Consider the following 25,063-nt stretch of genomic DNA (forward strand, 5'->3'; position numbering starts at 1 on the left):
TCAAAAAACAGCTTCAGGTACTTGGCGATCGGCCGGTTGTGGGGATAGGAAAATGCAGGTTCAAAGCAGCACTCAAACCAACGTGACACCGCTGAACGAGCTGTTCACGGTGGTTTTAATCACCCACAACCGCAGTGCGTTCCTGCGACGCGCCTTGCAGTACTACAGCCGTTACTCCGCCAAGGTGCTGGTGCTGGATTCGTCCGTGCAGGGCGAGGAACGCATTGCAACCGACTTTCCGTCGGTCGACTATCGCCATTTGCCGCAGTTCACCTACACAGGGTTTCAGCAAAAACTCGCGTATGGCGCCAGCCAGGTCACCACGCCGTACATGGTGTTGGCTTCCGACGATGACTTCCTGCTGCACGATGCACTGACCGAATCGGTGAACTTCCTCGAGGCCAACCCCGATTACGGTATGTGCCATGGCTACTGCCTGATGTACCTGACGCACTCCAACTACGTGCAGTACTACCGTCGCGACAAGAAGGTGAAAGAGGATTACAACGCCGAGCGCGCGCAGGATCGTGTGCTCGACTATATGGGCCAGTACATTCCTCCGTTCTATGCGGTGCACCGCACTTCACTGTTGCAGGACTGGTACGCGTCCATGCCGGAAGGCACGATTTTCGAGTGGCAGGAAATCGGTCACGTGTATTACATGCTCGCGCGGGCCAAGGCGCGGATTCTGCCAATGCCTTATGTGGTGCGGGAGGTCAACTACGGCCGTTCCGATCACAACTCCGAAATCATTCACGTCCTGAGTTTCAAGGACGCCCGCTCCGTCGCCGAGCGTGAGCGCTTTGCCGGTTTCCTCGCCACGCTGCCGACTGACATCAATGGCCTGAACCAGGCGCAGACCGCAGAGTTCGCCCTGCAAAGTTTCCAGGCGCTGGCCGACAGCCTGGCCGCGCGCAATGCCTTGACGATCGAGCCGGTCTTCGAGTCCTACTGGAAAGACCCTACCGTCGGCCCGAAACGGGCATTCGGGCCTCAGCAGTATGTCGAGATGCCGTTCTACAACCAGGCATTTTTTGATCAACTGACCGAGTGCGAATTCCTGCTCCATGCGATGCCTGCCGGACGTTTGCAGCTGGATGAGATGGAAGGTGCGTTACTTCAGCAGCACACGTTGCAGCGCACCTATTCCAATGACACGCCCGAGACCATCCAGACCCGTTTGCTGCATGCCGTGCAGTTGGGCGCCTTCAACCGTCAGGTCGTGCAAAAACTGGCACAGCAGCTGTTGGACATGGGCGAGAGCGCCGATGCGAAAATATTGACCGACTGGATTGCCCGCCTCGGCAGCCTACCGACCTACGACAGCCGTCAGTTGCTGGACAGTATGCCTTCCGGCCGGCTGTTGAACTGGTTGCAGGCACGCCAGCCGAACGACACCGCAGTACGGAAAATCAATCAACACCTGGCGGCCAACGAGGGCGGGCCTCAGTTCGGCATTCTGTTGCTGGATCTTGAAGCCGACATGGACAAGTTGCAGGTCACCTTCGACAGTCTGATGGAAAGCGCTTTGCGCGCCTTCAAGGTGGTGGTCTTCACCACCGGTGATTTACCCGAGGTCACCACCGAACAAAATACCGTGCATTTTGTAAAGGTCAGCGCAAGCAACTACGTTGATAGACTGAACCAGATTGCCCAGCGCTCGACTTCGGACTGGCTGCTGTTGGCTGAGGCCGGTGACGAATTCACCGCTGCCGGCCTCCTGCGCGCCAGCCTGGAGTTGCAGAACGCCGAAGGTTGCCGTGCGGTGGCAATGGATGAGATTCAGCGTCGTAGTAAAGGCACATTGACCGAGGTTTTCCGCCCGGCCTTCAACCTCGACCTGCTGCAAAGTCTGCCGGCGTTGACCGCCCGGCACTGGCTGATCCGACGTGAGGTGTTAGTGGATGTCGGTGGTTATGCCCGCGAGTTCAGCGATGCACTGGAATTCGACCTGCTGCTGCGCCTGATCGAAACCGGCGGGCTGGCGGGTCTGGCGCATTTGGCCGAGCCATTGCTTATCACCCCGGCGGTGGACCTGGCACCGAACGAGCACCAACGTCAGACCCTGGTGCGCCACTTGGCAACCCGTGGCTATCAGGCTCAGGTGAGTGCTGAGGCATTTGGTGGCTTGCGGATCGACTACCGCCATGTCGCGCGTCCTAAGGTATCGATCATCGTGCGCAGCGAAGGCTGTCAGGAGCAATTGCAGCGCTGCCTGGTGAGCGTACTGCAGCGCACGCGCTATCAGAACAACGAAATTATCATCGCCGACAATCACAGTCAGTCAGCCGACCTGCTGACGTGGCTCGACAGTCTGGAGCAGAACGGTCGCGGACGGATTCGTCTGATCAAGAGCGAGCAGCGCGTGAGCTCGTCGGCGTTGCTCAACCAGGCTGTCGCGCAGGCGCAAGGTGAGTATCTGATACTGCTCGCGGCGGACGCGGAGGTGGTCAATGCCAATTGGATCGAAGCCTTGCTCAACCAGGCTCAGCGTCCGGAAGTGGGGGTGGTCGGTGCCAAGCTGGTTGATCGCGAGGGCAGCGTGACCGGCGCCGGTTTGATTCTGGGGCTGAACGATGGCGTGGCTTCTGCGTTCATCGGCGAGAAAAAAGATGCGCCGGGGCATATGCATCGCCTGCTGGTCGAGCAGAACTATTCGGCGGTTTCCGACGCTTGTCTGATGGTGCGCAAGGAGGTATTTGACGCACTGGGCGGGTTGGATGAAGAACATTTCGAGCAAGCGTATGCCGATGTCGATTTTTGCCTGAAAGCTGCCGATGCCGGGTTACTGACCGTATGGACGCCGCAAGTGCAAATCGTCCACCCCGGCACTTTGCCGGATCACCCGCAGGCGGCAGCCGCTCTGCGCGACAAGTGGCGCGCCCGCTTCGAACAGGACTCGGCCTACAACCAGAACCTGGCCTTGACCGGCAAGGGCTTTACTCTCAGCGAACCGACCAGCGTGAACTGGGCGCAGTTGCTCGCATAAGCCTGGCTGACAGGTAAAAGGATTCAAGGCATGTTCAACGGTAAATCGATTTTCATCTCTGGCGGTACCGGCTCGTTCGGGCGCAATTTCATCCGCCGGTTGCTGGAGCAATACCAGCCCAAGCGTGTGGTGGTGTTTTCCCGCGATGAGCTCAAGCAATACGAGATGCAGCAGACGTTCAACGCGCCGTGCATGCGTTACTTCATCGGTGATGTGCGCGACGCCGAGCGTTTGCGTCAGGCCATGCGCGGCATCGATTACGTGGTACATGCCGCAGCCTTGAAACAAGTGCCGGCGGCGGAATACAACCCCACCGAATGCATCCGCACCAACGTCAACGGCGCGGAAAATATCATTGCAGCGGCCATCGACAACGGCGTAAAAAAAGTCGTCGCGCTGTCCACCGACAAGGCTGCCAGCCCGATCAACCTGTACGGCGCGACCAAGCTGCTGTCGGACAAACTGTTCGTGGCCGCCAACAACATTGCTGGCGAACAGCAGACTCGTTTTGCCGTGGTGCGCTATGGCAATGTCGCGGGCTCGCGGGGGTCGGTGGTGCCGTTCTTCAGCAAACTGATTGCCGAGGGCGCCAAAGAGCTGCCGATCACCGACGAGCGCATGACGCGTTTCTGGATCACCCTCGACCACGGCGTGCAGTTTGTGCTCGACAGCTTCGCCCGCATGCACGGCGGTGAAGTGTTTGTGCCGAAGATCCCGTCGATTCGCATCGTCGATCTGGCGCTGGGCATGGCTGAACATTTGCCGCACAAAAACGTCGGCATCCGTCCGGGGGAAAAACTCCATGAGCTGATGGTGCCGCTGGATGACGCGCGCATGACCCTGGAGTTCGATGATCACTACACCATTCAGCCGTCGATTCGTTTCACCAGCGTCGACGTGGATTTTGCCGTCGACAAATTGGGCGAGCAGGGCCGACCGGTGAGCGAAGACTTCGAGTACCGCTCCGACACTAATCCGCACTTTCTGTCGGTCGGCCAGATCGCCGACCTGCACGCGGAGCTGTCGGCATGATTCCCTACGGTCGGCAAAGCCTCGATCAGGCAGACATCGATGCGGTGGTTGCCGTGTTGCAGTCCGACTGGCTGACGCAAGGGCCGACCATCGAGCGTTTCGAACAGGCCATGGCCGAGCGTTGCCAGGCCGATTTCGCGGTCGCGGTGTGCAATGCCACGGCGGCGTTGCACATTGCCTGTCTCGCCGCCGGCCTCGGGCCGGGCGATCGGCTATGGACCACGCCCAACACCTTCCTGGCCTCGGCCAACTGCGGTCGCTACTGCGGCGCCGAGGTCGATTTCGTCGACATCGATCCGCTGACCTGGAACATCGACGCCTGCACCCTGGCGTCGAAGCTTGAAATCGCCGAGCGCGACGGCAAGCTGCCGAAAGTGCTGGTGGCGGTGGCGTTCTCCGGGCAGAGCTGCGATATGCGTATGATCGCCGAACTGGCCGAACGCTATGGCTTTACGGTGATTGAGGATGCCTCCCACGCGGTTGGGGCGTCTTATGCCGGGCGTCCGGTAGGATGCGGTGAATTCGCGGCAATGACGGTGTTCAGTTTCCACCCGGTGAAGATCATCACCAGTGCCGAAGGCGGCATGGTGCTGACCAATCGCCCGGAACTGGCCGAGCGCTTGCAGCGCCTGCGCAGCCACGGCATGACCCGTGACCCCGCGCAGATGACCGAACCCAGCCACGGCCCCTGGTACTACCAGCAAGTGGAACTGGGCTTCAATTACCGCATCACCGACCTGCAAGCGGCCCTCGGTCTGTCGCAGCTGAACAAGCTCGATGGCTTCATCGAGCGTCGTCGTGAACTGGCGGCGCGTTATGAGCGGTTGCTGGCGTACTTGCCGCTGAGCTTGCCCAGCACGCAGCCCGAGGCCGAATCGGCGTGGCATCTGTACGTGGTGCGCTTGCAGACGGAGCGGATCAACCTCAGACATCGACAGGTGTTCGAAGGCTTGCGAGCGGCCGGGGTGGGTGTGAACCTGCACTATATTCCGCTGCACTTGCAGCCGTACTATCGCGACCTGGGTTTTGCCGAGGGGGATTTCCCCCAGGCCGAACGTTATTACGCCGAGGCCATCAGCCTGCCGCTGTTTCCTCTGCTGAGCGATGAACAACAGGACTATGTGGTCGAGCAATTGCGACGACTGATCCTTGAAGAGTAGTGACTTGAGGAGTAGTGACTCTTGAGCTGCGTTGCGATCATTCCAGCCCGCGGTGGCAGCAAGCGAATCCCGCGCAAGAACCTCAAGCCGTTCGACGGCGTGCCGATGATCGTCCGTTCGATTCGCACGGCGCTGGAATCGAATCTGTTCGACCAGGTGATCGTCAGCACCGACGATGAGGAGATCGCCGAGGTCGCACAGGCCCATGGGGCTCAAGTGCCGTTCATGCGGCCCGCGGCGCTGGCCGACGATTTCACCGGGACCGCAGCGGTCATCGTGCACGCCTTGAAGCAATTGCCGCCGTTCGACTATGCGTGCTGCGTCTACGCGACGGCGCCCCTGTTGCAGGCGCGTTATCTGCGTCAGGGGCATGAGTTGCTGGTGCAGCATCCGGACAAGTCTTTCGCGTTTTCTGTCAGCAGTTTCGGCTTCCCGGTGCAACGGGCCTTGACCCTCGACGAGCAGGGCGCCTTGACCTCGCTCTACCCGGAATTTCGCGATACCCGCTCCCAGGACTTGCCCGAGGCCTTTCAAGACGCCGGCCAGTTCTACTGGGGGCGTAGCGAGGCCTGGTTGCGTGGCGATGTGCTGTTCTCGCCGGTGAGCCTGCCGGTGATTCTGCCGCGGCATCTGGTGCAGGACATCGACACCCTCGAAGACTGGAAACGCGCCGAATACCTCTACGCCGCCTTGAAGGCGGGTGGTGAGTTGCAATGAGAGTACTGATCCGCGCCGACGCGTCGCCGACCATTGGCAGTGGCCATATCGCCCGCTGCCTGACCCTGGCCAGAGTGTTGCGCAAGCAGGGCGCGCATGTTGCCTTCGCCTGTCGTCTGTTGCCGGGGCATCGGCTGCACAGTTTGCGTGCCGAGGGTTTCGAGACCTTCGCGCTGCCGGAGCGCTATCCCGATGAAGACCCGCAGCAGGCCATCGAGTCGATGCTGCCGTGGCAGGCGGACATTGCAGCGCTGGGGCAAGCATTGGAAAGTCATCCGGCTTTCGACTGGATCATCGTCGACCACTATGGTCTCGATCATCACTGGCAGACCGCCGCGCGCCGCTGGGCTCCGCGAATCGCGGCGGTGGACGATTTGGCCACTCGGCAATACAGCGTCGATCTGCTGCTCAATCAAAATCTGTCGGGCACCTCAGAGGCTTATGCCTCCCTGCTGACGCCCGATTGCCAGACCCTGCTCGGCCCACGGTTTGCCCTGCTGCGCGATGAGTTCTGTTGCCCGGCGATCGAGATCAAACCTCGGGCCAGGCGTGTGCTGGTGAACTTCGGCGGTTTCGATGCGGCCATGCAAACCCACCACGCGATGTTGGCACTGGCGGACCTTCATGAGCTGGAAGTCGATTTCGTGGCGGGTGCCGACAACCCGGCGTGGGAACAGATGCAGGGTCTGGTGGATTATCGTCCGAACTGGCGCCTGCACAGTTTTGTCAGCGATTTCTACCAGCTGATGACCGAAGTCGATCTGTTCATCGGTGCCGGTGGCGGTACCAGTTGGGAGCGAGCGGCCATGGGGTTGCCGACGATCTGCATTGCGGTCGCGAATAATCAGCAGGCCAACGGCGAGGTCATGGCGACCTCGGGGGCTCATGTGTTCCTGGGCAACCGCGAGCAGGTCAGCGTCGAGCAGTTGCGCCTGGCCATCGGTTTTATCGTGGGCAATCAGGGGATTCGTCAGAGTCTGGCCGAGCGCTCGCGGCAGTTGGTCGATGGTCGTGGGGCGCAGCGGGTAGCGGCAGCGCTGGCAGGGGCGGTGTTGCAGGTTCGTCGGGCCACTCAGGACGACGCGCAATTGTTGTTCGAGGGGCGCAATGCCGAGGCGGTACGGCGCTGGTCGCTGGACACTCACGTTATCGACTGGCAACGGCATCAGGCCTGGCTGGCCGCGAGCTTGAGCAACCCGCGGCGGTTGCTGTTGATCGCCGAGGCGGATGACGGCCCGGTCGGTGTGCTGCGTTATGACCTCGACGATGCTCGTGCCGAAGTCTCGATTTATTTGTTCGAAAGCCGAATCGGCCTGGGTTGGGGCAGGGCGCTGCTGGCGCGGGGCGAAGCCTTCGTCACCGTTCATTGGCCGCAACTGGAAGCCATCACCGCTCAGGTGCTGCCGGCCAACCAAGTATCGCTGAAGGTTTTCCGCGAGACCGGTTTCACTCAGAGTGCTTGTGCGTTTACACGCGTTTTAAAGGATCACCCATGACCAGTTTCAAGATCGGCAACCGCTCGATCGGTGCCGATGCGCCGCCGTTCATCATTGCCGAGATGAGCGGCAACCATAACCAGTCGCTGGAGGTGGCGCTGCAGATCGTCGAAGCCGCGGCCAAGGCCGGCGCGCATGCCTTGAAGCTGCAAACCTACACCGCCGAGACCATGACGCTGGATCTGTCCGAAGGCGAGTTCTTCATCAAGGACCCCAACAGCCTGTGGGCCGGTTCTTCGCTGTACGCGCTGTACGAGAAAGCCCATACACCGTGGGAATGGCATGCGCCGATTTTCGCCCGGGCCAAAGAGTTGGGGATGCTGGCGTTCTCCACACCGTTCGATGACACGGCGGTGGATTTTCTCGAAAGCCTGGATGTGCCGGCCTACAAGATCGCCAGTTTCGAGAACACCGATCTGCCGTTGATCCGGCGGGTCGCTGCCACCGGCAAGCCGCTGATCATCTCCACAGGCATGGCCAGCATCGCCGAGCTCGACGAAACCGTGCGCGCCGCCCGTGAGGCCGGTTGCAAGGACCTGGTGTTGCTCAAGTGCACCAGCACCTACCCGGCGACGCCAGCCAACAGCAATGTGCGCACTATCCCTCATCTGCGTGAGTTGTTTGGGTGTGAAGTCGGTTTGTCCGATCATTCGATGGGCGTCGGAGTGTCCGTCGCGGCCGTGGCGCTGGGGGCGACGGTGGTGGAAAAACATTTCACCCTCGACCGTGCCGCCGGTGGGGTGGACGCCAGTTTCTCCCTGGAACCGGCCGAACTCGCCAGCCTGGTGATCGAAACCGAACGCGCCTGGCAGGCCATGGGCCAAGTGCATTACGGCGTGACCGAGGCCGAGCGCAAGTCTTTGGTATACCGCCGTTCGCTGTACGTCACTCAGGACATGGCCGCCGGTGAGCCTTTCACCGTCGCCAATCTGCGGGCCATCCGGCCTGGCCTGGGGCTGGCCCCCAAACACGTTGAAACCCTTCTGGGCCGCCGCGCCCGCCAAGCCATCAAGCGCGGAACGCCGCTGGACTGGTCATTGGTCGAATAACCGCTTGTGGGGCTGATTCGGCAAATTAGCGTGACCTGCGAGTCATAACGCGCATCTTCACTGTATTGTATAAAAAGGGGAGATGGCGCCTGGTCTGTTTTTAGCCCAGTGATGGCCTTTTATTCTTCCCGCTGTCAGCCCCTTGAGGGCGACGTTATTCGTTGTTTGTCGGCGCCCCTCGAATCCTTGCGAGCGGTGGTATTGGGCTGTTTATTATTGGGAAGCCGTAATGATTGGCATAAAGAGCATTGCGAGCTACGTTCCTGTAGCCGGCGTGGACAATTACGCACAAGGTGCAAAATTCGAAAAGGATGAAGAGTTCATCCTGGGCAAGATCGGCTCGGCCTTCCTGCCGCGCAAAGATGCCGGTCAGGAAACCTCGGACCTGTGTGTCGAAGCAGTCAACGCGCTGTTCGCCAACAATCCCGAATTGAAGCGTGAAGCCATCGACGTGCTGATCGTCGTTACCCAGAACGGCGACGAAGAAGGTCTGCCACACACCGCCGCCATCGTTCAAGACAAACTGGGCTTGCCGACGACCGTGGCCGCGTTCGACATTTCCCTGGGCTGCTCCGGTTACGTCTACGGCATCTACGCCATCAAGGGCTTCATGGAAGCCGCGGGCCTGAAGAATGGCTTGCTGGTGACCGCCGATCCGTACTCCAAGATCGTCGACCCGGAAGACCGCAACACCACCATGCTGTTCGGCGATGCCGCCACCGCCACCTGGATGGGCGAAGATGCACCATGGCAGTTGGGCAAGGCCAAGTTCGGCACCGACGGTTCCGGCGCACCGCACCTGAAGGTTTCCGATGGGGTGTTCTTCATGAACGGCCGTCAGGTGTTCAACTTTGCGCTGCTCAAAGTGCCGGCGCATTTGCATGAGTTGCTCGCTGATTCGGGCCTGACAGCTGACGATATCGATGCCTTCTGCATTCACCAGGGCAGTGCGGCAATTGTCGACGCCGTGGCGCGGCGTTTTGAGGGTGAGCCTGAGAAATTCATCAAGGACATGGTCGAGACTGGCAATACCGTGTCGTCGAGCATTCCGTTGCTGCTGGAAAAACACGTGCTGGACTCGGAGTGGCAGCGGGTGGCGCTGAGTGGTTTCGGGGTAGGGCTGTCCTGGGGTTCGGCGATCATCTATCGTCCTTGAGCTTCTAAAAGCCAGACCCAACAAAAGCGTTCAAGGTGTAACCTTGAGCGCTATTTTTTTGCCCGAATGAAAAGCGAGGCTCCATGAGCGAGTTCTTTGAGCGCAACGCCGAGGTCATACAGCGCCGCTGGCCGGCCGTGGCCGAGCGTCTGCTGACTGAAGATCCGGGCCCGTTGCAGGCCGATCTGGTGGAAGGGCTCGGCTCGACCCTGAGCATCAACGGCATTCAGCTGACCAGTCGCCATGACCGGACCCGCGAAGCACAGCTTCAGGCTGAAAGTCTGCCGGTCGACAGTCCGGTGCTGCATGTTTACGGCGCGGGGCTGGGTGATCTGCAACTGGAACTGCTGCAGCGTTCGGCGCTGATTCAGCTGCATGTGCATATCCTCAACGGCGCAGTGTTTGCGCTGGTCTTGCAATTGCTCGATCAGCAGCCGTGGCTCAGTGATTCGCGTGTCCAGCTGCACTACGCTGGTGATTTGGCTGAAATCTGTTTGCCGTTCTTTGCCCTGCCTTCAGAGCTGGTGCTGGCCGATGACTATAACGCCAGAATCCGCGACCGCTTGATCAGCGAAACCCATCTGACGTTCAACAACCGTGAGTTCGATCCGGACAATCCGGAAATAGCGGCACGCCTGCTGGAAAGTGTCGAACAGATCCGCGTCGATAGCGACGTCGCACAATTGTTCGCAACACACGCTGGCCAGCCGATGTTCGTCATCGCCACCGGCCCGAGCCTGGAACAGCACTTTGTGACCTTGCGATCAATTCGCAGCCAGACTCCGCGACCCCTGTTCGTTTGTGTCGATACCGCTTACCGGCCGCTGATCGAGCACGGCATCAAGCCGGATGTAGTCGTCACGATTGATCAGCGTATCTCGCAGCGTCACCTGCCTCCCGAGGACAGCGCAAATACCACGCTGGTTTACATGCCGCTGGTGGACCCTGCCGTATTGCAGGCCTGGCAAGGCAAACGTTATGTCGCCTACTCGGCAAGCCCTGTTTTTCGGGATCTGCGCGAGCAGCTCCCGCGGGCCGGGCTGTTTGCAGGCGGCAGCGTGATTCATCCTGCGGTGGACCTGGCGGTGAAAATGGGTGCCAGTCAGATCACGCTGTTCGGGGCTGACTTCGCGTTCCCCAACAACAAGACCCATGCTGGCTGGAATGACGGCGACCTTGGCCCGCAATTGGGCGCGGCTCGCCATTGGGTGTTGGACGGGAATGGGCAGCGGGTCAAGACACAGCTCAATTTCCGCAGCTACCTGAGTGAGCTGGAGCGCTATATCGCTGCGCAGCCACAAGTAGCCTTCTACAACAGCAGTCGCGCCGGGGCCATGATTGCCGGCACGACATTTCATCCGGAGTTCAGTCGATGACCGAAGTGCCACTCGTTGATCAGGCCCGGCAGTGTTCAGCGCTGTTTCGCTTGGGAAGGGATGTCGAGGCTGCGCTGGTTATGGTCGAGGTAGCGGAGCGGGTGCAGTCGGTGGTCGGAGGGGCAGACAGCCAGATCGCGGCCCGGTGGGTGGAATTGCTGACAAGCATGTTGGATAGCCAGGAACGACAGGACTGGCTGGCACTGGCGGACTACCTTGAATACGAACTGGTCGATTTGCTGATGGCTGTCAAATCCGCGTAATGCAGTGGCAGATCGGCGGAAGCGGGGCTGTAAGAATGGATTGTGGCAGTTCTCTGGCGTCATTTTTTGGTGGCTGGATCGTCGCTAAGCCTCGGTTTTAAAGGGGGTGGCAGGGTGATGGCAAAAAATTTTCAAAATCCCCTCAAGCAACCTGCGTTGGCGACGATAACTATTACGAAGGTTCTCTAGGCCATACCGGGCGGTTGCCAGGGCCGGAAGCCGCAGTACCCAACCAACGAGGAATTCGTCATGGCTTTAACAGTAAACACCAACACTACTTCGCTGAACGTTCAGAAAAACCTGAACCGTGCTTCCGACGCTCTGTCGACTTCGATGACTCGCCTGTCTTCCGGCCTGAAAATCAACAGCGCCAAAGACGACGCCGCCGGCCTGCAAATCGCTACCCGTATGACTTCGCAAATCCGTGGCCAGACCATGGCTATCAAAAACGCCAACGACGGTGTTTCGATCGCTCAGACCGCTGAAGGCGCTCTGCAAGAGTCGAGCAACATTCTGCAGCGTATGCGTGAAATCGCACTGCAAGCGCGAAACGACTCCAACGGCACTGCTGACCGTACCGCTCTGGACAAAGAATACCAACAGTCGATCGCTGAACTGACCCGTATCGCTCAGTCGACCAACCTGAACGGCAAAGCGCTGATCGACGGTACTGCTGGTGCGATGGAGTTCCAGGTAGGTTCGAACACTACTTCCGACAACCAGATCACTCTGACCCTGTCGACCAGCTTCGACGCCAGCGCCCTGGGCATGACCGGTACCGTCATTTCCGGCGTTGATAACGCAGCTAACCACACTAACGTTGATGCCTCTATCTCGGCTATCGACGCTGCTCTGGCAAACATCAACGCCACTCGCGCTGACTTGGGTGCTGCTCAGAACCGTTTCTCGACTACCATTTCCAACCTGCAGAACATCAACGAAAACGCCAGTGCTGCACTGAGCCGCGTACAAGATACCGACTTCGCTGCTGAAACTGCACAGCTGACCAAGCAACAAACTCTGCAACAAGCTTCGACCGCAGTTCTGGCCCAGGCCAACCAACTGCCATCCGCTGTACTGAAACTGCTTCAGTAATAGCTGATGTGTTTTGGCGGGGGAGTGCGCATGCGCGCTCTCTCGCTTTTTCAGTTTAAGAGGTGATGGACATGGATATGAGCGTGAAGCTGAACTTGTCTTATCCAGCTGCGAAGCCGGCGACGACTGTTGCTGACAAGCCGGTGGAGAAGCCTCGAGCCGATGCCCTTGTGGTGGCACCGGTCAAGGATGAACAAAAGAAAGACGCGGTATCCGAGCAGGACAAACTCAAGATGGCCGTTCAGGAAATTGAAAAGTTCGTTCAGTCGGTCAAGCGTAATCTGGAGTTCTCGATCGACGAGCCTTCAGGCAAAGTAATCGTCAAGGTTATTGCCAGTGACTCGGGTGAGGTGGTTCGCCAAATCCCCAATGAAGAAGTCCTGAAACTGGCTAATAGTTTGAATGATGCAAGCAGCTTGTTGTTCAGCGCGAAAGCCTGACAGCTGGCATGAATATTGTTGCTATGTTCTTTTGGACGTTGTAGTGGTCAAAAGACCGGCGACACACTGAAGGGAGATATGCATGGCAAGTCCAATTCTACCGGGCACGGGTTTAGGCTCTGGCCTTGATACCGGTGCTATTGTAAAAGCCTTGGTGAACGCCGACAAAGCAGCCAAGCAGAACCAGATCGACCGTCAGACGACCACCAATACCGCGCAGATTTCCGGCATTGGTTCCCTCAAAAGTGTCTTGGCGAACTTCCAGACTGCAATCAAGAATCTGGGCAATACGCAAACTCCGGCATTCCTGGGCTACAACGCCACTTCCGCCGACGCGAAAGTATTGACCGCTGTAGCCAGCAACACGGCCGTCAACGGTACTTACGTGGTCAAGGTCACGAACCTTGCGACTTCGTCTAAAGTGGCCACCGCAGCCTTTGCCGGCGGTGCCAGCAGTGCCATTCCAAGCGGCACGCTTAATATCACGCAAAACGGCGTTTCCAGTTCTGTCACCATTCCGGCGGGCGCGACGTTGCAGTCGGTTCGCGATGCGATTAATACCCAGCAGGGTGCGAATGGCTTCAGTGCCAACATCGTGACTGACTCGTTTGGCTCGCGTCTGGTGTTGGGTTCCACGGTGACCGGTGCCGGTTCCGATATCACCCTCAGCGGTATCGCGGGTCTGGAGATCAATGCCGGCCAGCAAATGGGTGCAACACCGACAGCTACTTCGGCGGGTGCCATCGGCGAATTCGCGGTGGACGCCAAGTTCACGGTGGACGGGCTTGCGCTGACCAGCAAAAGCAACAAGGTTGACGCGGCCATTTCCGGCTTGACCCTGAATCTGGTCGCCGGTGGTGATGCAACCACAACGGTAACAGTCGGCCCGAACAGTGATGGTCTGAAAAAATCCATTCAAGCTTTCGTTGATGCTTACAACCAGGTTGTGACCAGTGTTAATGCGTTGACCAAGCCTTCCCTGGATGACGATGGCAAGCCGACCATTGCTGCTGCGCTGACCGGTGACCCGCTGGCGCGCGGCATTCTGGCATCCATTCGTCAGCCGTTGGTCACAACCGGTGCGGGTGACAAACTCACTGTTCTGTCGCAATTGGGTATCACCACCAATCAGAAAACCGGTGCGCTGGATTTCGATAGCACCAAGTTCGCCACCGCGATGGATACCCAGAAGCTCGGTGGTGAGGTTCAGAAGCTGTTCTTGGGGGATCCGACGGCCACTGGCGATGCCGCCAAGGGCTTGTTGACGCGCATGAACGATGCCCTTACCCCTTACACGGTCACGGGTAGTGAGGGTATTCTCGACGCCCGTTCGACCAGTCTGGCCAAGGCCAAGTCGAATCTGGCCAACCAGCAGTTAGCTCTGGATCGTCGTATTGAGACGCTGACGGCCGTGCTGACCAAAAAGTACAACGACATGGATTCTCTGGTCGGTAAACTCAAGGCCACTGCCAGCAACATCACTTCGATGTTCGAGGCGATGAACGCGCAGAAAAACGCCTCGTAGTGCATAAACGCCAAAAGCCCGGCAGCGAATTCCGCTTGTCGGGCTTTTTTGGGTTTGGTCTAAAGATTTTTGACGCCGTGTCGATAGAGTGAATATACGAATCATAGAGTTTGGATGAGGTACAGCATGAACCCGATGTTAGCCCTTCGGCAGTATCAGAAGATTGGCGCGCAAGCCCAGACTTCCGAGGCCAGTCCTCATCGTCTGGTGCAGATGCTTATGGAAGGCGCTCTGGATCGCATCGCTCAGGCCAAAGGTGCCATGGAGCGCAAGGATGTCGGCAACAAGGGTGTTCTGATCGGCAAGGCCATCGGCATCATCGGTGGCCTGCGTGAAGGTCTGGATCTGGAAAACCAGGCTGACTCGGTGACTGAACTGGATAACCTTTACACCTACATGATGAAACGTCTGGCTGAAGCCAATATCAAGACCGATCCAAAAATTCTCGACGAAGTCGCCGACCTGCTTCGCACGGTCAAAGACGGTTGGGATGCCATTGCCGCACCGGGTCCGCAGTTTTAAGGAGATCACCATGAGTCTTGTATTGCAGCGTATCGAACACACCCGCGACGCCCTGGTCGGTGCATTGGCCGAGCGCAATTGGGAGGCCATTGGTGAGTTGGACCTGGCGTGTCGTTCCTGCATGGAAGACGTCTTGAGTGAAGCTTCGGTGGACGAAGCCGCGTTGCGCGATAACCTTGAGGAGTTGCTGGGGGTGTACAAGCAGCTTCTGGAGGCGGCAACGGGGGAGAGGCAGGCGATAGTCGACGAGATGTCGCAGATCCATCAAGCGCAGAGCGCGGCAAAGGTTTACCATCTGTTTGGTTAATTAATCCCCGGTTAATCCAAACATAGTGCGCCATAAATTTGACTGTGCACGGTTTTTTGACTTAACTAGTGGCTGGTTCCAGATTTCAGGCGTCTACAGGCATAACGTGTCTGCAAGCGTCTAGCTTGCCCCCTCATTTTGGGCATTGAGTTGACTAGGGAAGTTGCTATTGCATGTGGCGTGAAACCAAAATTCTGCTGATTGATGACGATAGCGTCCGCCGCCGCGATTTGGCGGTGATTCTAAATTTTCTTGGCGAAGAAAATTTACCCTGCGGAAGCCATGACTGGCAGCAGGCTGTCGGCTCTTTGTCATCAAGTCGTGAAGTGATCTGTGTCCTCATCGGGACGGTCAATGCTCCTGGCGCACTTCCGGGCTTGTTAAAGACACTCGCGACCTGGGATGAGTTCCTTCCGGTTTTGTTAATGGGCGATAATTCTTCCGTTGACTTGCCTGAAGACCAGCGTCGCCGAGTGCTTTCGACACTCGAAATGCCGCCCAGCTACAGCAAATTGCTCGACTCGCTGCACCGTGCCCAGGTCTATCGCGAGATGTATGACCAGGCCCGCGAGCGCGGTCGTCATCGCGAACCCAATCTTTTCCGCAGCCTCGTCGGCACCAGTCGGGCGATCCAGCACGTCCGTCAGATGATGCAGCAAGTGGCCGACACTGACGCCAGCGTGCTGATCCTCGGCGAGTCCGGCACCGGCAAGGAAGTGGTCGCGCGCAACCTGCACTACCACTCCAAGCGTCGTGACGGGCCATTCGTACCGGTCAACTGCGGGGCGATCCCGGCCGAGTTACTGGAAAGCGAATTGTTCGGCCACGAAAAGGGCGCCTTCACCGGGGCGATCACCAGCCGCGCCGGGCGTTTTGAACTGGCCAACGGCGGCACCCTGTTCCTCGACGAAATCGGTGATATGCCGCTGCCGATGCAGGTCAAGTTGCTGCGTGTGTTGCAGGAGCGCACCTTCGAGCGCGTGGGCAGCAACAAGACTCAGAGCGTCGACGTGCGCATCATTGCAGCGACCCACAAGAATCTCGAAAGCATGATCGAGATCGGCACCTTCCGCGAAGACTTGTACTACCGCCTGAACGTGTTCCCGATCGAGATGGCGCCACTGCGCGAACGTGTCGAAGACATCCCGTTGCTGATGAACGAGTTGATCTCGCGCATGGAGCACGAGAAGCGCGGTTCGATCCGCTTCAACTCGGCGGCGATCATGTCGCTGTGCCGCCACGGCTGGCCGGGCAACGTCCGCGAACTCGCCAACCTGGTGGAGCGCATGGCGATCATGCACCCATACGGAGTGATCGGCGTGGTCGAACTGCCGAAAAAATTCCGCTACGTCGATGACGAAGACGAGCAACTGGTCGACAGCCTGCGCAGCGATCTTGAAGAGCGAGTGGCCATCAACGGTCATACCCCGGACTTCACCGCCAACGCCATGTTGCCGCCGGAAGGCCTGGACCTCAAAGACTACCTCGGTGGTCTGGAGCAGGGCTTGATTCAGCAGGCGCTGGACGATGCCAATGGCATCGTGGCGCGTGCTGCGGAACGCCTGCGTATTCGTCGCACCACCCTGGTGGAGAAGATGCGCAAGTACGGCATGAGCCGTCGCGACGGTGATGAACAGGCGGATGATTGACGCCTGTTTTTCAAGTCGTTCATATATAGGCGGTTTTTTTTAGGCACGGGTATTGCTACATCCCTCGCAACGTTCCGTTTAACTGACGGTCAGCCAAGCGAGAGAGCACGATGCCCCAAGCCGCCCAGATGTCTCCTGTCCCTGACACTTCGGGGCAACCGTCGTCCGTAGAGCAGGCAAGCCGGCTTGGCCTTGAGCAGGCGTTCTCGCTGTTCAATCAGATGTCGAGCCAGTTGACTGATTCCTACAGCATGCTTGAAGCCCGGGTCACCGAGCTCAAGGGCGAGCTGGCAGTGGTCAGCGCGCAGCGCATGCAAGAGCTGGCGGAAAAAGAACGTCTGGCCAACCGTCTGCAAAACCTCCTTGATTTGTTGCCCGGCGGCGTCATCGTCATCGACGCCCAAGGGATCGTGCGCGAAGCCAACCCGGCGGCCTGCGAACTGCTCGGACTGCCTCTCGAAGGCGAGCTCTGGCGCCATGTCATTGCTCGCTGCTTTGCGCCCCGCGAAGACGACGGTCACGAAATCTCTCTCAAGGATGGTCGGCGTCTGTCGATCGCAACTCGCTCGCTGGATGCCGAGCCTGGGCAGTTGGTGTTGCTCAACGACCTGACTGAAACCCGTCATCTGCAAGATCAACTGGCCCGTCACGAACGCCTGTCGTCCCTTGGGCGAATGGTCGCTTCGCTGGCCCATCAAATTCGTACGCCGCTGTCCGCCGCCTTGCTCTATGCCAGTCATTTGACTGAGCAGGAGTTGCCTGTCGCCACCCAGCAGCGTTTCGCCGGGCGCCTTAAAGAGCGCCTGCATGAGCTGGAGCATCAGGTTCGCGACATGCTGGTGTTTGCGCGCGGCGAGCTGCCGTTGACCGACCGCGTCACGCCCAAGCAGCTGATGCAGTCGCTGCAATCGGCAGCGCTGACCCATGTTCAAGACCTGCCGATTCGCTGGCAGTGCGACAGTCACGCCGGCGAGTTGCTGTGCAATCGCGACACCCTGGTCGGGGCGATTCTCAATCTGATCGAGAACGCCATTCAAGCCAGTGCCGGTGATGTCCGCTTGAAGGTGCATTTCTACGCCCGTGAAAACAACCTGCGCGTGTGCGTCAGTGACAGCGGCAGCGGTATCGACGGTAAAGTGCTGGCGCGTCTCGGCGAGCCGTTTTTCACCACTAAAACCACAGGGACTGGCCTGGGCCTGACCGTGGTCAAGGCAGTGGCCCGTGCTCATCAGGGAGAATTGCAGTTGCGCTCGCGGCTGGGTCGCGGCACCTGTGCGCAAGTGACCCTGCCGCTTTTTTCCGGTGAGCAGCCCAGCGCTCAGGAAGCGGAGTGAAGGAAATGGCAATCAAGGTTCTGCTGGTCGAGGACGACCGCGCGCTACGCGAAGCACTGGCCGATACGCTGTTGCTCGCGGGGCACGATTACACGGCGGTCGGTTCGGCGGAAGAGGCGCTCGCGACGGTCGGTAACGAGGCGTTCAGCCTGGTGATCAGCGACGTCAATATGCCGGGCATGGACGGCCATCAACTGCTCGGTTTGCTGCGAGCGCGTCAGCCGCAGCTACCGGTGTTGCTGATGACCGCTCACGGCGCTGTCGAACGGGCCGTCGATGCGATGCGCCAGGGCGCTGCGGATTATCTGGTCAAGCCGTTCGAACCCAAAGCCTTGCTCGATCTGGTGGCGCGGCACGCATTGGGCGCGCTCGGCGCAACCGAGAGCGAAGGGCCGATCGCCTTCGAACCGGCCAGCGTGCAATTGCTGGAACTGGCCGCGCGGGTCGCGCGCAGCGATTCGACGGTATTGATCTCCGGCGAGTCCGGGACCGGTAAAGAAGTGTTGGCTCGCTACATTCATCAGCACTCCCATCGCTCCAGTCAGCCATTCATTGCGATCAACTGCGCGGCGATCCCCGACAACATGCTCGAAGCCACCTTGTTCGGTCACGAAAAAGGTTCGTTCACCGGTGCCATCGCGGCGCAGGCTGGCAAGTTCGAGCAGGCCGATGGCGGCACCATTCTGCTCGACGAAATTTCTGAAATGCCCCTCGGGCTCCAGGCCAAATTGCTGCGTGTGTTGCAGGAGCGCGAAGTCGAGCGGGTCGGCGCGCGCAAGCCGATCACCCTGGATATCCGGGTCGTGGCGACCACCAACCGTGATCTGTCCGGTGAAGTGGCGGCGGGGCGCTTTCGTGAAGACCTCTTCTATCGCTTGTCGGTGTTTCCGCTGGCGTGGCGTCCGTTGCGTGAGCGCACCGCCGACATCCTGCCGCTGGCCGAGCGTCTGCTGGCCAAACACGTCAATAAAATGAAGCATGCCGCGGCGAAACTGTCACCCGAGGCGCAGGCGTGCCTGATCGGTTATCCGTGGCCGGGCAACGTGCGTGAACTGGACAACGCAATCCAGCGCGCCTTGATTCTGCAGCAGGGCGGTTTGATCCAGCCTCAGGATTTCTGCCTGTCCGGGCCGGTGGCCTGTGCGCCGTTGCCGGCCTTGGCGCCGGTGCGGGCGGTGGAGGTCGAGGCTGAATCGGCCGGGGCGTTGGGCGACGACCTACGCCGCCGTGAATTCCAGATGATCATCGACACCTTGCGCACCGAACGCGGCCGCCGCAAGGAAGCCGCCGAGCGACTGGGCATCAGCCCGCGCACCTTGCGCTACAAGCTGGCGCAGATGCGTGATGCCGGCATGGATGTGGAAGCGTATTTGTTTGCTACCTGAAAGTTGACGCTAGCAACACCGATCGACATGTGGGGGCGGGCTTGCTCGCGAAAGCTGTAGTCCAGCCAGCATCTCTGTTGAATGGAAAACCGTATTCGCGAGCAAGCCCGCTCCCACTTGGTTTTTGTGGTGATTCACAGTTGAGGAGGGCCCGGGAAGGGCTTTTGTTCAGAGTGGCCACGGAGCTGGCACCCTTGTTGCTAACACCTCACTACCCGCCGAGTGAGTGTCAAAAAATTGCGGGTCGCCAATGAGAGTAGATCATGAGCCAAGGTATTGAATTCAATCGGTTGATGCTGGACATGCGCTCCATGCAAATGGATGCCATGTCTGCGCCTAAATCGACTGCCGCAGTCCCTGAACTGGGTGGCAGCAGCTTTTCCGACATGCTCGGTCAGGCTGTCAATAAAGTGAACGACACCCAGCAGGCGTCCAGTCAGTTGGCCAGTGCCTTCGAGATCGGCAAAAGTGGCGTCGACCTGACGGACGTGATGATTTCCTCGCAGAAGGCCAGCGTGTCTTTTCAAGCGTTGACCCAAGTGCGCAACAAGCTGGTTCAGGCATACCAAGACATCATGCAGATGCCGGTTTAAGGACGAATTGAGTCATGGCAGAAGCAGTCGCCGATAACGTTCCGGCCAAGGCCACTCCTATAGACGGCAAGCCGCCGCTGTTCGGGTTGTCCTTCCTGGAAAACCTCTCCGAGATGACCATGTTGCGTCAGGTGGGCCTGTTGGTCGGCCTGGCTGCGAGCGTGGCGATTGGTTTTGCCGTGGTGCTGTGGTCTCAGCAGCCGGACTACCGGCCTCTGTACGGCAGCCTTGCCGGTATGGACGCCAAGCAGGTCATGGACACCCTGGCCGCCGCCGATATTCCCTACACCGTGGAACCCAACTCCGGCGCCTTGCTGGTCAAGGCCGAAGACCTGTCCCGTGCGCGGCTCAAGCTCGCGGGCGCTGGTGTCACTCCCAGCGATGGCAATATCGGTTTTGAAATCCTCGACAAGGACCAGGGCCTGGGCACCAGTCAGTTCATGGAAGCGACCCGTTATCGTCGCGGCCTCGAAGGCGAACTGGCTCGCACCATTTCCAGCCTGAACAACGTCAAGGGTGCCCGCGTGCACCTGGCGATTCCGAAAAGCTCGGTGTTTGTGCGTGATGAGCGCAAGCCAAGCGCTTCGGTGCTGGTTGAACTGTACTCCGGTCGTTCGCTGGAGCCGGGTCAGGTGGTGGCGATCATCAACCTGGTCGCGACCAGTGTTCCCGAACTCAGCAAATCCCAGATCACTGTGGTCGACCAGAAGGGCAACCTGCTGTCGGATCAGGCGGAAAACTCCGAACTGACCATGGCCGGCAAGCAATTCGACTACAGCCGTCGCATGGAAAGCATGCTGACCCAGCGCGTGCACAACATCCTGCAACCGGTGTTGGGCAACGACCGCTATAAAGCCGAAGTATCGGCCGACGTGGACTTCAGCGCCGTCGAGTCGACTTCCGAGCAGTTCAATCCGGACCAACCGGCGCTGCGCAGCGAGCAGTCGGTCAACGAACAACGCACCGCCAGCAATGGCCCGCAAGGTGTGCCGGGTGCCCTGAGCAACCAGCCGCCATCGCCAGCCTCCGCGCCGCAAACCACCGGTGGCAGCACCGCAGCCGCCGGCATGGTGCAACCAGGCCAGCCGTTGATCGATGCCAACGGTCAGCAAATCATGGACCCGGCCACCGGTCAGCCGATGCTGGCACCGTACCCGGCGGACAAGCGTCAACAATCCACCAAGAACTTCGAACTCGACCGCTCTATCAGCCACACCAAGCAACAGCAGGGTCGTTTGAATCGCCTGTCGGTGTCGGTCGTCGTGGATGATCAGGTCAAGATCAACGCCGCCAACGGCGAGACCACTCGTGCGCCGTGGAGCGCCGATGAGTTGGCGCGCTTCACGCGCCTGGTGCAGGACGCCGTCGGTTTCGACGCCAGCCGGGGTGACAGCGTCAGCGTGATCAACATGCCATTCTCCGCCGAGCGCGGTGAAGTGATTGCCGATATTCCGTTCTATTCCCAGCCGTGGTTCTGGGACATCGTCAAGCAAGTGCTGGGTGTGTTGTTCATCCTGGTGCTGGTGTTCGGTGTGCTGCGTCCGGTGCTCAACAACATCACCGGTGGCGGCAAAGGCAAACAGCTTGCTGGCTTGGGCAGCGACGTCGAGTTGGGTGGCATGGGCGGCCTGGACGGCGAACTGGCCAACGACCGCGTCAGCCTCGGCGGCCCGCAGAGCATCCTGCTGCCGAGCCCGAGCGAAGGCTATGACGCACAGTTGAATGCAATCAAGAGTCTGGTGGCAGAAGATCCGGGTCGCGTGGCCCAGGTCGTGAAAGAGTGGATTAACGCAGATGAGTGATAACCGAGTCGTTGCCGCCAAACTGACCAAGGTCGATAAAGCCGCGATTCTGCTGCTGTCCCTGGGTTCGACCGATGCTGCGCAAGTGTTGCGCCACATGGGGCCCAAAGAGGTCCAGCGTGTGGGTGTGGCCATGGCGCAGATGGGCAACGTCCATCGCGAGCAGGTCGAGCAGGTCATGAGTGAGTTCGTCGACATCGTCGGCGACCAGACCAGCCTGGGCGTCGGCTCCGACGACTACGTGCGCAAAATGCTCACTCAGGCACTGGGCGAAGACAAGGCCAATGGCCTGATCGACCGGATCCTGCTGGGCGGCAACACCAGCGGCCTCGACAGTCTGAAGTGGATGGAGCCGCGCGCCGTCGCCGACGTGATCCGATACGAGCACCCACAGATCCAGGCGATCGTCGTGGCGTACCTCGACCCGGATCAGGCCGGTGAAGTGCTTGGCAACTTCGACCACAAGGTGCGTCTGGACATCATTCTGCGGGTTTCCTCGCTGAACACCGTGCAGCCAGCGGCCCTGAAAGAGCTCAACCAGATTCTCGAGAAGCAGTTCTCCGGCAACTCGAATGCCTCGCGCACCACCCTGGGTGGCATCAAGCGTGCGGCTGACATCATGAACTTCCTCGACAGCTCGATCGAAGGCCAGTTGATGGACTCGATTCGCGAAGTCGACGAAGACCTGTCCGGTCAGATCGAAGACCTCATGTTCGTGTTCAACAACCTGTCCGATGTCGATGACCGCGGGATTCAGGCGTTGCTGCGCGAAGTGTCCTCCGACGTGCTGGTGCTGGCCCTCAAGGGCTCGGACGAAGGCGTCAAGGAGAAGATCTTCAAGAACATGTCCAAACGAGCGGCCGAACTGTTGCGCGACGACCTCGAGGCCAAAGGCCCGGTGCGCGTCAGCGACGTGGAAACCGCGCAGAAAGAAATCCTCACCATTGCCCGCCGTATGGCCGAAGCCGGAGAAATCGTTCTCGGCGGGAAGGGCGGCGAAGAGATGATCTAAGGTCACTATGTCGTCCAAACATGATGAGTCCCAGACCGACCTGATCCGAGGCAAGGACGTCGCCGGTTTCGACGTCTGGGCGCTGCCCAGTTTCGATCCTTTTGTGCCCGAACCCGAGCCGGAACCCGAGCCCGAACCGCCGGAAATGGAAGAAGTGCCGCTGGATGAAGTCCAGCCACTGACCCTCGAAGAACTCGAAAGCATCCGTCAGGAGGCTTACAACGAAGGCTTCGCCATCGGCGAGAAAGAAGGCTTCCACAGCACCACGCTCAAGGTCCGTCAGGAAGCCGAAGCCGTCCTGGCACCGAAGGTCGCGGGCCTGGAACAGCTGATGGCCAACCTGTTCGAGCCTATCGCCGAGCAGGACACCCAGATTGAAAAGTCTTTGGTTGACCTCGTGCAACACATCACCAAACAGGTGATTCAGCGCGAACTGGCCATCGACTCGACGCAAATCGAACACGTCATGCGCGAAGCCCTCAAGCTCTTGCCGTTGGGCGTGGGCAATGTGCGGCTGTACATCAATCCGCAGGATTTCGAACAGGTCAAAGCCCTGCGCGAGCGCCATGAAGAAACCTGGCGCATCGTCGAAGACGAGTCTCTGTTGCCTGGCGGTTGCCGGGTCGAGACCGAGCACAGTCGCATCGACGCCACTGTTGAAACCCGTGTCGCCCAGGTCATGGCCAAGCTCTTCGATCAGTTGCACGACCAGGCCTTGCACCCGGCTGCGCCGGATCTGAGCCTGGAACTGCCGGTCGACGAGAAGCCTGCGGTCGCTCCGACACTGGACGACCCCGATGCGCCTTGATCGCACCAGCTTCGCCAAGCGCCTCGGCAGTTACGCCGAGGTCACTACGCTGGCGGGGGCGCCGATCCTCGAAGGCCGTCTGCTGCGCATGGTCGGCCTGACCCTCGAAGCCGAAGGTTTGCGCGCTGCCATGGGCAGCCGCTGCATGGTCATCAACGACGACAGTTATCAACCGGTGCAGGTCGAAGCCGAAGTCATGGGTTTCTCCGGCAGCAAGGTGTTCCTGATGCCGGTCGGAAGCGTCGCCGGCATTGCGCCCGGTGCCCGCGTGGTTCCTATGGCAGACACTGGCCGCTTGCCGATGGGCATGAGCATGCTCGGGCGGGTGCTGGACGGCGCCGGTCGTGCGCTGGACGGCAAGGGCGGCATGAAGGCCGAAGACTGGGTGCCGATGGACGGCCCGACCATCAACCCGCTCAAACGCGAACCCATCAGTGAGCCGCTGGACGTGGGCATCCGCACCATCAACGGTTTGTTGACGGTCGGTCGCGGTCAGCGTCTCGGTCTGTTCGCCGGTACCGGCGTCGGTAAATCCGTGCTGCTGGGCATGATGACCCGGTTTACCGAGGCCGACATCATCGTCGTCGGGCTGATTGGTGAGCGGGGCCGTGAAGTTAAAGAGTTCATCGAGCACATCCTCGGTGAAGAAGGGCTCAAGCGTTCGGTGGTCGTCGCCTCGCCGGCGGACGATGCGCCGCTGATGCGTCTGCGCGCGGCCATGTACTGCACGCGCATCGCCGAATATTTCCGCGACAAGGGCAAGAACGTCCTGTTGCTCATGGATTCGCTGACTCGTTTTGCCCAGGCCCAGCGGGAAATCGCCCTGGCCATCGGCGAACCGCCCGCGACCAAAGGTTATCCGCCGTCGGTGTTCGCCAAGTTGCCGAAACTGGTGGAGCGGGCCGGTAACGCCGAGAAGGGCGGCGGTTCGATCACGGCGTTCTACACCGTATTGTCGGAAGGCGATGACCAGCAGGATCCGATTGCCGACTCGGCGCGAGGCGTGCTCGACGGGCATATCGTGCTGTCCCGGCGCCTGGCCGAAGAAGGCCATTACCCGGCTATCGACATCGAAGCCTCCATCAGCCGGGTCATGCCGTCGGTGGTCAGCCCCGAACACATGGCGCGTGCGCAGATGTTCAAGCAGTATTGGTCGCGCTATCAGCAGAGTCGCGACTTGATCAGCGTCGGTGCCTACGTGCCGGGCGGTGATCGAGAAACCGACATCGCAATTTCCCTGCAACCGGCCATGACCACGTATCTGCGTCAGGGCTTGAACGACAACATCGGCATGGGCGCCAGCGAAAACCACCTCGCCACCATCTTCGCCCCGGCAGCGGGCGGCTAACCGGC

The 25,063-nt window shown here is 59.7% G+C and carries 22 protein-coding genes; all 22 read left to right on the forward strand.

Annotated features, from left to right (window positions below; all coding sequences use genetic code 11):
- The first annotated feature begins 52 nt into the window (after positions 1–52).
- The 22 genes from DJ564_RS09100 to fliI all read left to right on the forward strand — a co-directional run bounded on the left by DJ564_RS09100 (position 53) and on the right by fliI (position 25,058).
- Positions 53–2,989: a TIGR00180 family glycosyltransferase gene (locus DJ564_RS09100; RefSeq protein ID WP_109628564.1), complete on the forward strand. Its 2,937-nt coding sequence runs from the start codon at positions 53–55 to the stop codon at positions 2,987–2,989.
- Positions 2,990–3,019: 30 nt separating this feature from the next.
- Positions 3,020–4,021 carry a UDP-N-acetylglucosamine 4,6-dehydratase (inverting) gene (gene pseB / locus DJ564_RS09105; RefSeq protein ID WP_109628565.1) on the forward strand — a complete coding sequence of 334 codons (1,002 nt, stop codon included), beginning with the start codon at positions 3,020–3,022 and terminating at the stop codon, positions 4,019–4,021.
- A complete protein-coding gene (pseC, locus tag DJ564_RS09110) occupies positions 4,018–5,181 on the forward strand; it encodes a UDP-4-amino-4,6-dideoxy-N-acetyl-beta-L-altrosamine transaminase (protein ID WP_109628566.1) in 1,164 nt (387 codons plus the stop codon). The genes pseB and pseC overlap by 4 nt, the downstream gene beginning before the upstream one ends.
- 21 nt (positions 5,182–5,202) lie before the next feature.
- Positions 5,203–5,898 carry a pseudaminic acid cytidylyltransferase gene (pseF, locus tag DJ564_RS09115; RefSeq protein ID WP_109628567.1) on the forward strand — a complete coding sequence of 232 codons (696 nt, stop codon included), beginning with the start codon at positions 5,203–5,205 and terminating at the stop codon, positions 5,896–5,898.
- Positions 5,895–7,394 (forward strand): UDP-2,4-diacetamido-2,4,6-trideoxy-beta-L-altropyranose hydrolase, encoded by a 1,500-nt coding sequence (gene pseG, locus DJ564_RS09120; RefSeq protein ID WP_109628568.1) that lies wholly within the window; start codon positions 5,895–5,897, stop codon positions 7,392–7,394. The genes pseF and pseG overlap by 4 nt, the downstream gene beginning before the upstream one ends.
- The gene (gene pseI / locus DJ564_RS09125; RefSeq protein ID WP_109628569.1) at positions 7,391–8,443 is read left to right on the forward strand and encodes a pseudaminic acid synthase; all 1,053 of its coding nucleotides are present in this window, start codon (positions 7,391–7,393) and stop codon (positions 8,441–8,443) included. The genes pseG and pseI overlap by 4 nt, the downstream gene beginning before the upstream one ends.
- Positions 8,444–8,672: 229 nt before the next feature.
- Positions 8,673–9,599 carry a ketoacyl-ACP synthase III gene (locus tag DJ564_RS09130; RefSeq protein ID WP_109628570.1) on the forward strand — a complete coding sequence of 309 codons (927 nt, stop codon included), beginning with the start codon at positions 8,673–8,675 and terminating at the stop codon, positions 9,597–9,599.
- A gap of 83 nt (positions 9,600–9,682) precedes the next feature.
- Positions 9,683–10,975 carry a motility associated factor glycosyltransferase family protein gene (locus DJ564_RS09135; RefSeq protein ID WP_109628571.1) on the forward strand — a complete coding sequence of 431 codons (1,293 nt, stop codon included), beginning with the start codon at positions 9,683–9,685 and terminating at the stop codon, positions 10,973–10,975.
- Positions 10,972–11,238, forward strand: a complete 267-nt coding sequence (locus DJ564_RS09140) for a hypothetical protein (RefSeq protein ID WP_109628572.1) — start codon at positions 10,972–10,974, stop codon at positions 11,236–11,238. Before DJ564_RS09135 ends, DJ564_RS09140 begins: the two co-directional genes overlap by 4 nt.
- Positions 11,239–11,487: 249 nt before the next feature.
- A complete protein-coding gene (locus DJ564_RS09145; protein ID WP_109628573.1) occupies positions 11,488–12,333 on the forward strand; it encodes a flagellin domain-containing protein in 846 nt (281 codons plus the stop codon).
- Between the two features lie 71 nt (positions 12,334–12,404).
- Entirely contained in the window at positions 12,405–12,773 is a 369-nt protein-coding gene (locus tag DJ564_RS09150) for a flagellar protein FlaG (protein WP_109628574.1), read from the forward strand.
- 82 nt (positions 12,774–12,855) lie between these two features.
- On the forward strand, positions 12,856–14,298 hold the full coding sequence (gene fliD / locus DJ564_RS09155) for a flagellar filament capping protein FliD (RefSeq protein ID WP_109628575.1): 1,443 nt from the start codon (positions 12,856–12,858) through the stop codon (positions 14,296–14,298).
- 126 nt (positions 14,299–14,424) lie between these two features.
- Positions 14,425–14,820: a flagellar export chaperone FliS gene (fliS, locus tag DJ564_RS09160; RefSeq protein ID WP_109628576.1), complete on the forward strand. Its 396-nt coding sequence runs from the start codon at positions 14,425–14,427 to the stop codon at positions 14,818–14,820.
- A 10-nt stretch (positions 14,821–14,830) separates the two neighbouring features.
- Positions 14,831–15,127 (forward strand): flagellar protein FliT, encoded by a 297-nt coding sequence (locus DJ564_RS09165; protein ID WP_109628577.1) that lies wholly within the window; start codon positions 14,831–14,833, stop codon positions 15,125–15,127.
- 173 nt (positions 15,128–15,300) lie between these two features.
- Positions 15,301–16,776 (forward strand): sigma-54 dependent transcriptional regulator, encoded by a 1,476-nt coding sequence (locus DJ564_RS09170; RefSeq protein ID WP_109628578.1) that lies wholly within the window; start codon positions 15,301–15,303, stop codon positions 16,774–16,776.
- Between the two features lie 128 nt (positions 16,777–16,904).
- A complete protein-coding gene (locus tag DJ564_RS09175; protein WP_162556188.1) occupies positions 16,905–18,110 on the forward strand; it encodes a PAS domain-containing sensor histidine kinase in 1,206 nt (401 codons plus the stop codon).
- A gap of 5 nt (positions 18,111–18,115) precedes the next feature.
- Entirely contained in the window at positions 18,116–19,495 is a 1,380-nt protein-coding gene (locus DJ564_RS09180) for a sigma-54 dependent transcriptional regulator (RefSeq protein WP_109635978.1), read from the forward strand.
- A 263-nt stretch (positions 19,496–19,758) separates the two neighbouring features.
- Positions 19,759–20,088: a flagellar hook-basal body complex protein FliE gene (gene fliE / locus DJ564_RS09190; protein WP_010456962.1), complete on the forward strand. Its 330-nt coding sequence runs from the start codon at positions 19,759–19,761 to the stop codon at positions 20,086–20,088.
- A 14-nt stretch (positions 20,089–20,102) separates the two neighbouring features.
- Positions 20,103–21,890, forward strand: coding sequence for a flagellar basal-body MS-ring/collar protein FliF (fliF, locus tag DJ564_RS09195; RefSeq protein ID WP_109628581.1), 1,788 nt, complete (start codon positions 20,103–20,105; stop codon positions 21,888–21,890).
- Positions 21,883–22,902 (forward strand): flagellar motor switch protein FliG, encoded by a 1,020-nt coding sequence (fliG, locus tag DJ564_RS09200; protein WP_109628582.1) that lies wholly within the window; start codon positions 21,883–21,885, stop codon positions 22,900–22,902. Before fliF ends, fliG begins: the two co-directional genes overlap by 8 nt.
- Before the next feature lie 7 nt (positions 22,903–22,909).
- Entirely contained in the window at positions 22,910–23,710 is an 801-nt protein-coding gene (fliH, locus tag DJ564_RS09205) for a flagellar assembly protein FliH (RefSeq protein ID WP_109628583.1), read from the forward strand.
- Entirely contained in the window at positions 23,700–25,058 is a 1,359-nt protein-coding gene (fliI, locus tag DJ564_RS09210; RefSeq protein WP_109628584.1) for a flagellar protein export ATPase FliI, read from the forward strand. The genes fliH and fliI overlap by 11 nt, the downstream gene beginning before the upstream one ends.
- Positions 25,059–25,063: the final 5 nt, after the last annotated feature.

The sequence above is a fragment of the Pseudomonas sp. 31-12 genome, from assembly GCF_003151075.1.
Taxonomy (GTDB): Bacteria; Pseudomonadota; Gammaproteobacteria; order Pseudomonadales; family Pseudomonadaceae; genus Aquipseudomonas.

What these genes read in the sequence shown, in the direction of transcription:
- fliG (WP_109628582.1), top strand. Translation starts at nt 21,883, where the DNA reads ATGAGTGATAACCGAGTCGTTGCCGCCAAACTGACCAAGGTCGATAAA.
- DJ564_RS09140 (WP_109628572.1), top strand. Translation starts at nt 10,972, where the DNA reads ATGACCGAAGTGCCACTCGTTGATCAGGCCCGGCAGTGTTCAGCGCTG.
- fliI (WP_109628584.1), top strand. Translation starts at nt 23,700, where the DNA reads ATGCGCCTTGATCGCACCAGCTTCGCCAAGCGCCTCGGCAGTTACGCC.
- DJ564_RS09135 (WP_109628571.1), top strand. Translation starts at nt 9,683, where the DNA reads ATGAGCGAGTTCTTTGAGCGCAACGCCGAGGTCATACAGCGCCGCTGG.
- DJ564_RS09175 (WP_162556188.1), top strand. Translation starts at nt 16,905, where the DNA reads ATGTCTCCTGTCCCTGACACTTCGGGGCAACCGTCGTCCGTAGAGCAG.
- fliD (WP_109628575.1), top strand. Translation starts at nt 12,856, where the DNA reads ATGGCAAGTCCAATTCTACCGGGCACGGGTTTAGGCTCTGGCCTTGAT.
- DJ564_RS09150 (WP_109628574.1), top strand. Translation starts at nt 12,405, where the DNA reads ATGGATATGAGCGTGAAGCTGAACTTGTCTTATCCAGCTGCGAAGCCG.
- fliE (WP_010456962.1), top strand. Translation starts at nt 19,759, where the DNA reads ATGAGCCAAGGTATTGAATTCAATCGGTTGATGCTGGACATGCGCTCC.
- pseC (WP_109628566.1), top strand. Translation starts at nt 4,018, where the DNA reads ATGATTCCCTACGGTCGGCAAAGCCTCGATCAGGCAGACATCGATGCG.
- fliF (WP_109628581.1), top strand. Translation starts at nt 20,103, where the DNA reads ATGGCAGAAGCAGTCGCCGATAACGTTCCGGCCAAGGCCACTCCTATA.
- pseB (WP_109628565.1), top strand. Translation starts at nt 3,020, where the DNA reads ATGTTCAACGGTAAATCGATTTTCATCTCTGGCGGTACCGGCTCGTTC.
- DJ564_RS09130 (WP_109628570.1), top strand. Translation starts at nt 8,673, where the DNA reads ATGATTGGCATAAAGAGCATTGCGAGCTACGTTCCTGTAGCCGGCGTG.
- DJ564_RS09145 (WP_109628573.1), top strand. Translation starts at nt 11,488, where the DNA reads ATGGCTTTAACAGTAAACACCAACACTACTTCGCTGAACGTTCAGAAA.
- pseG (WP_109628568.1), top strand. Translation starts at nt 5,895, where the DNA reads ATGAGAGTACTGATCCGCGCCGACGCGTCGCCGACCATTGGCAGTGGC.
- DJ564_RS09170 (WP_109628578.1), top strand. Translation starts at nt 15,301, where the DNA reads ATGTGGCGTGAAACCAAAATTCTGCTGATTGATGACGATAGCGTCCGC.
- DJ564_RS09180 (WP_109635978.1), top strand. Translation starts at nt 18,116, where the DNA reads ATGGCAATCAAGGTTCTGCTGGTCGAGGACGACCGCGCGCTACGCGAA.
- fliS (WP_109628576.1), top strand. Translation starts at nt 14,425, where the DNA reads ATGAACCCGATGTTAGCCCTTCGGCAGTATCAGAAGATTGGCGCGCAA.
- fliH (WP_109628583.1), top strand. Translation starts at nt 22,910, where the DNA reads ATGTCGTCCAAACATGATGAGTCCCAGACCGACCTGATCCGAGGCAAG.
- DJ564_RS09100 (WP_109628564.1), top strand. Translation starts at nt 53, where the DNA reads ATGCAGGTTCAAAGCAGCACTCAAACCAACGTGACACCGCTGAACGAG.
- pseI (WP_109628569.1), top strand. Translation starts at nt 7,391, where the DNA reads ATGACCAGTTTCAAGATCGGCAACCGCTCGATCGGTGCCGATGCGCCG.
- DJ564_RS09165 (WP_109628577.1), top strand. Translation starts at nt 14,831, where the DNA reads ATGAGTCTTGTATTGCAGCGTATCGAACACACCCGCGACGCCCTGGTC.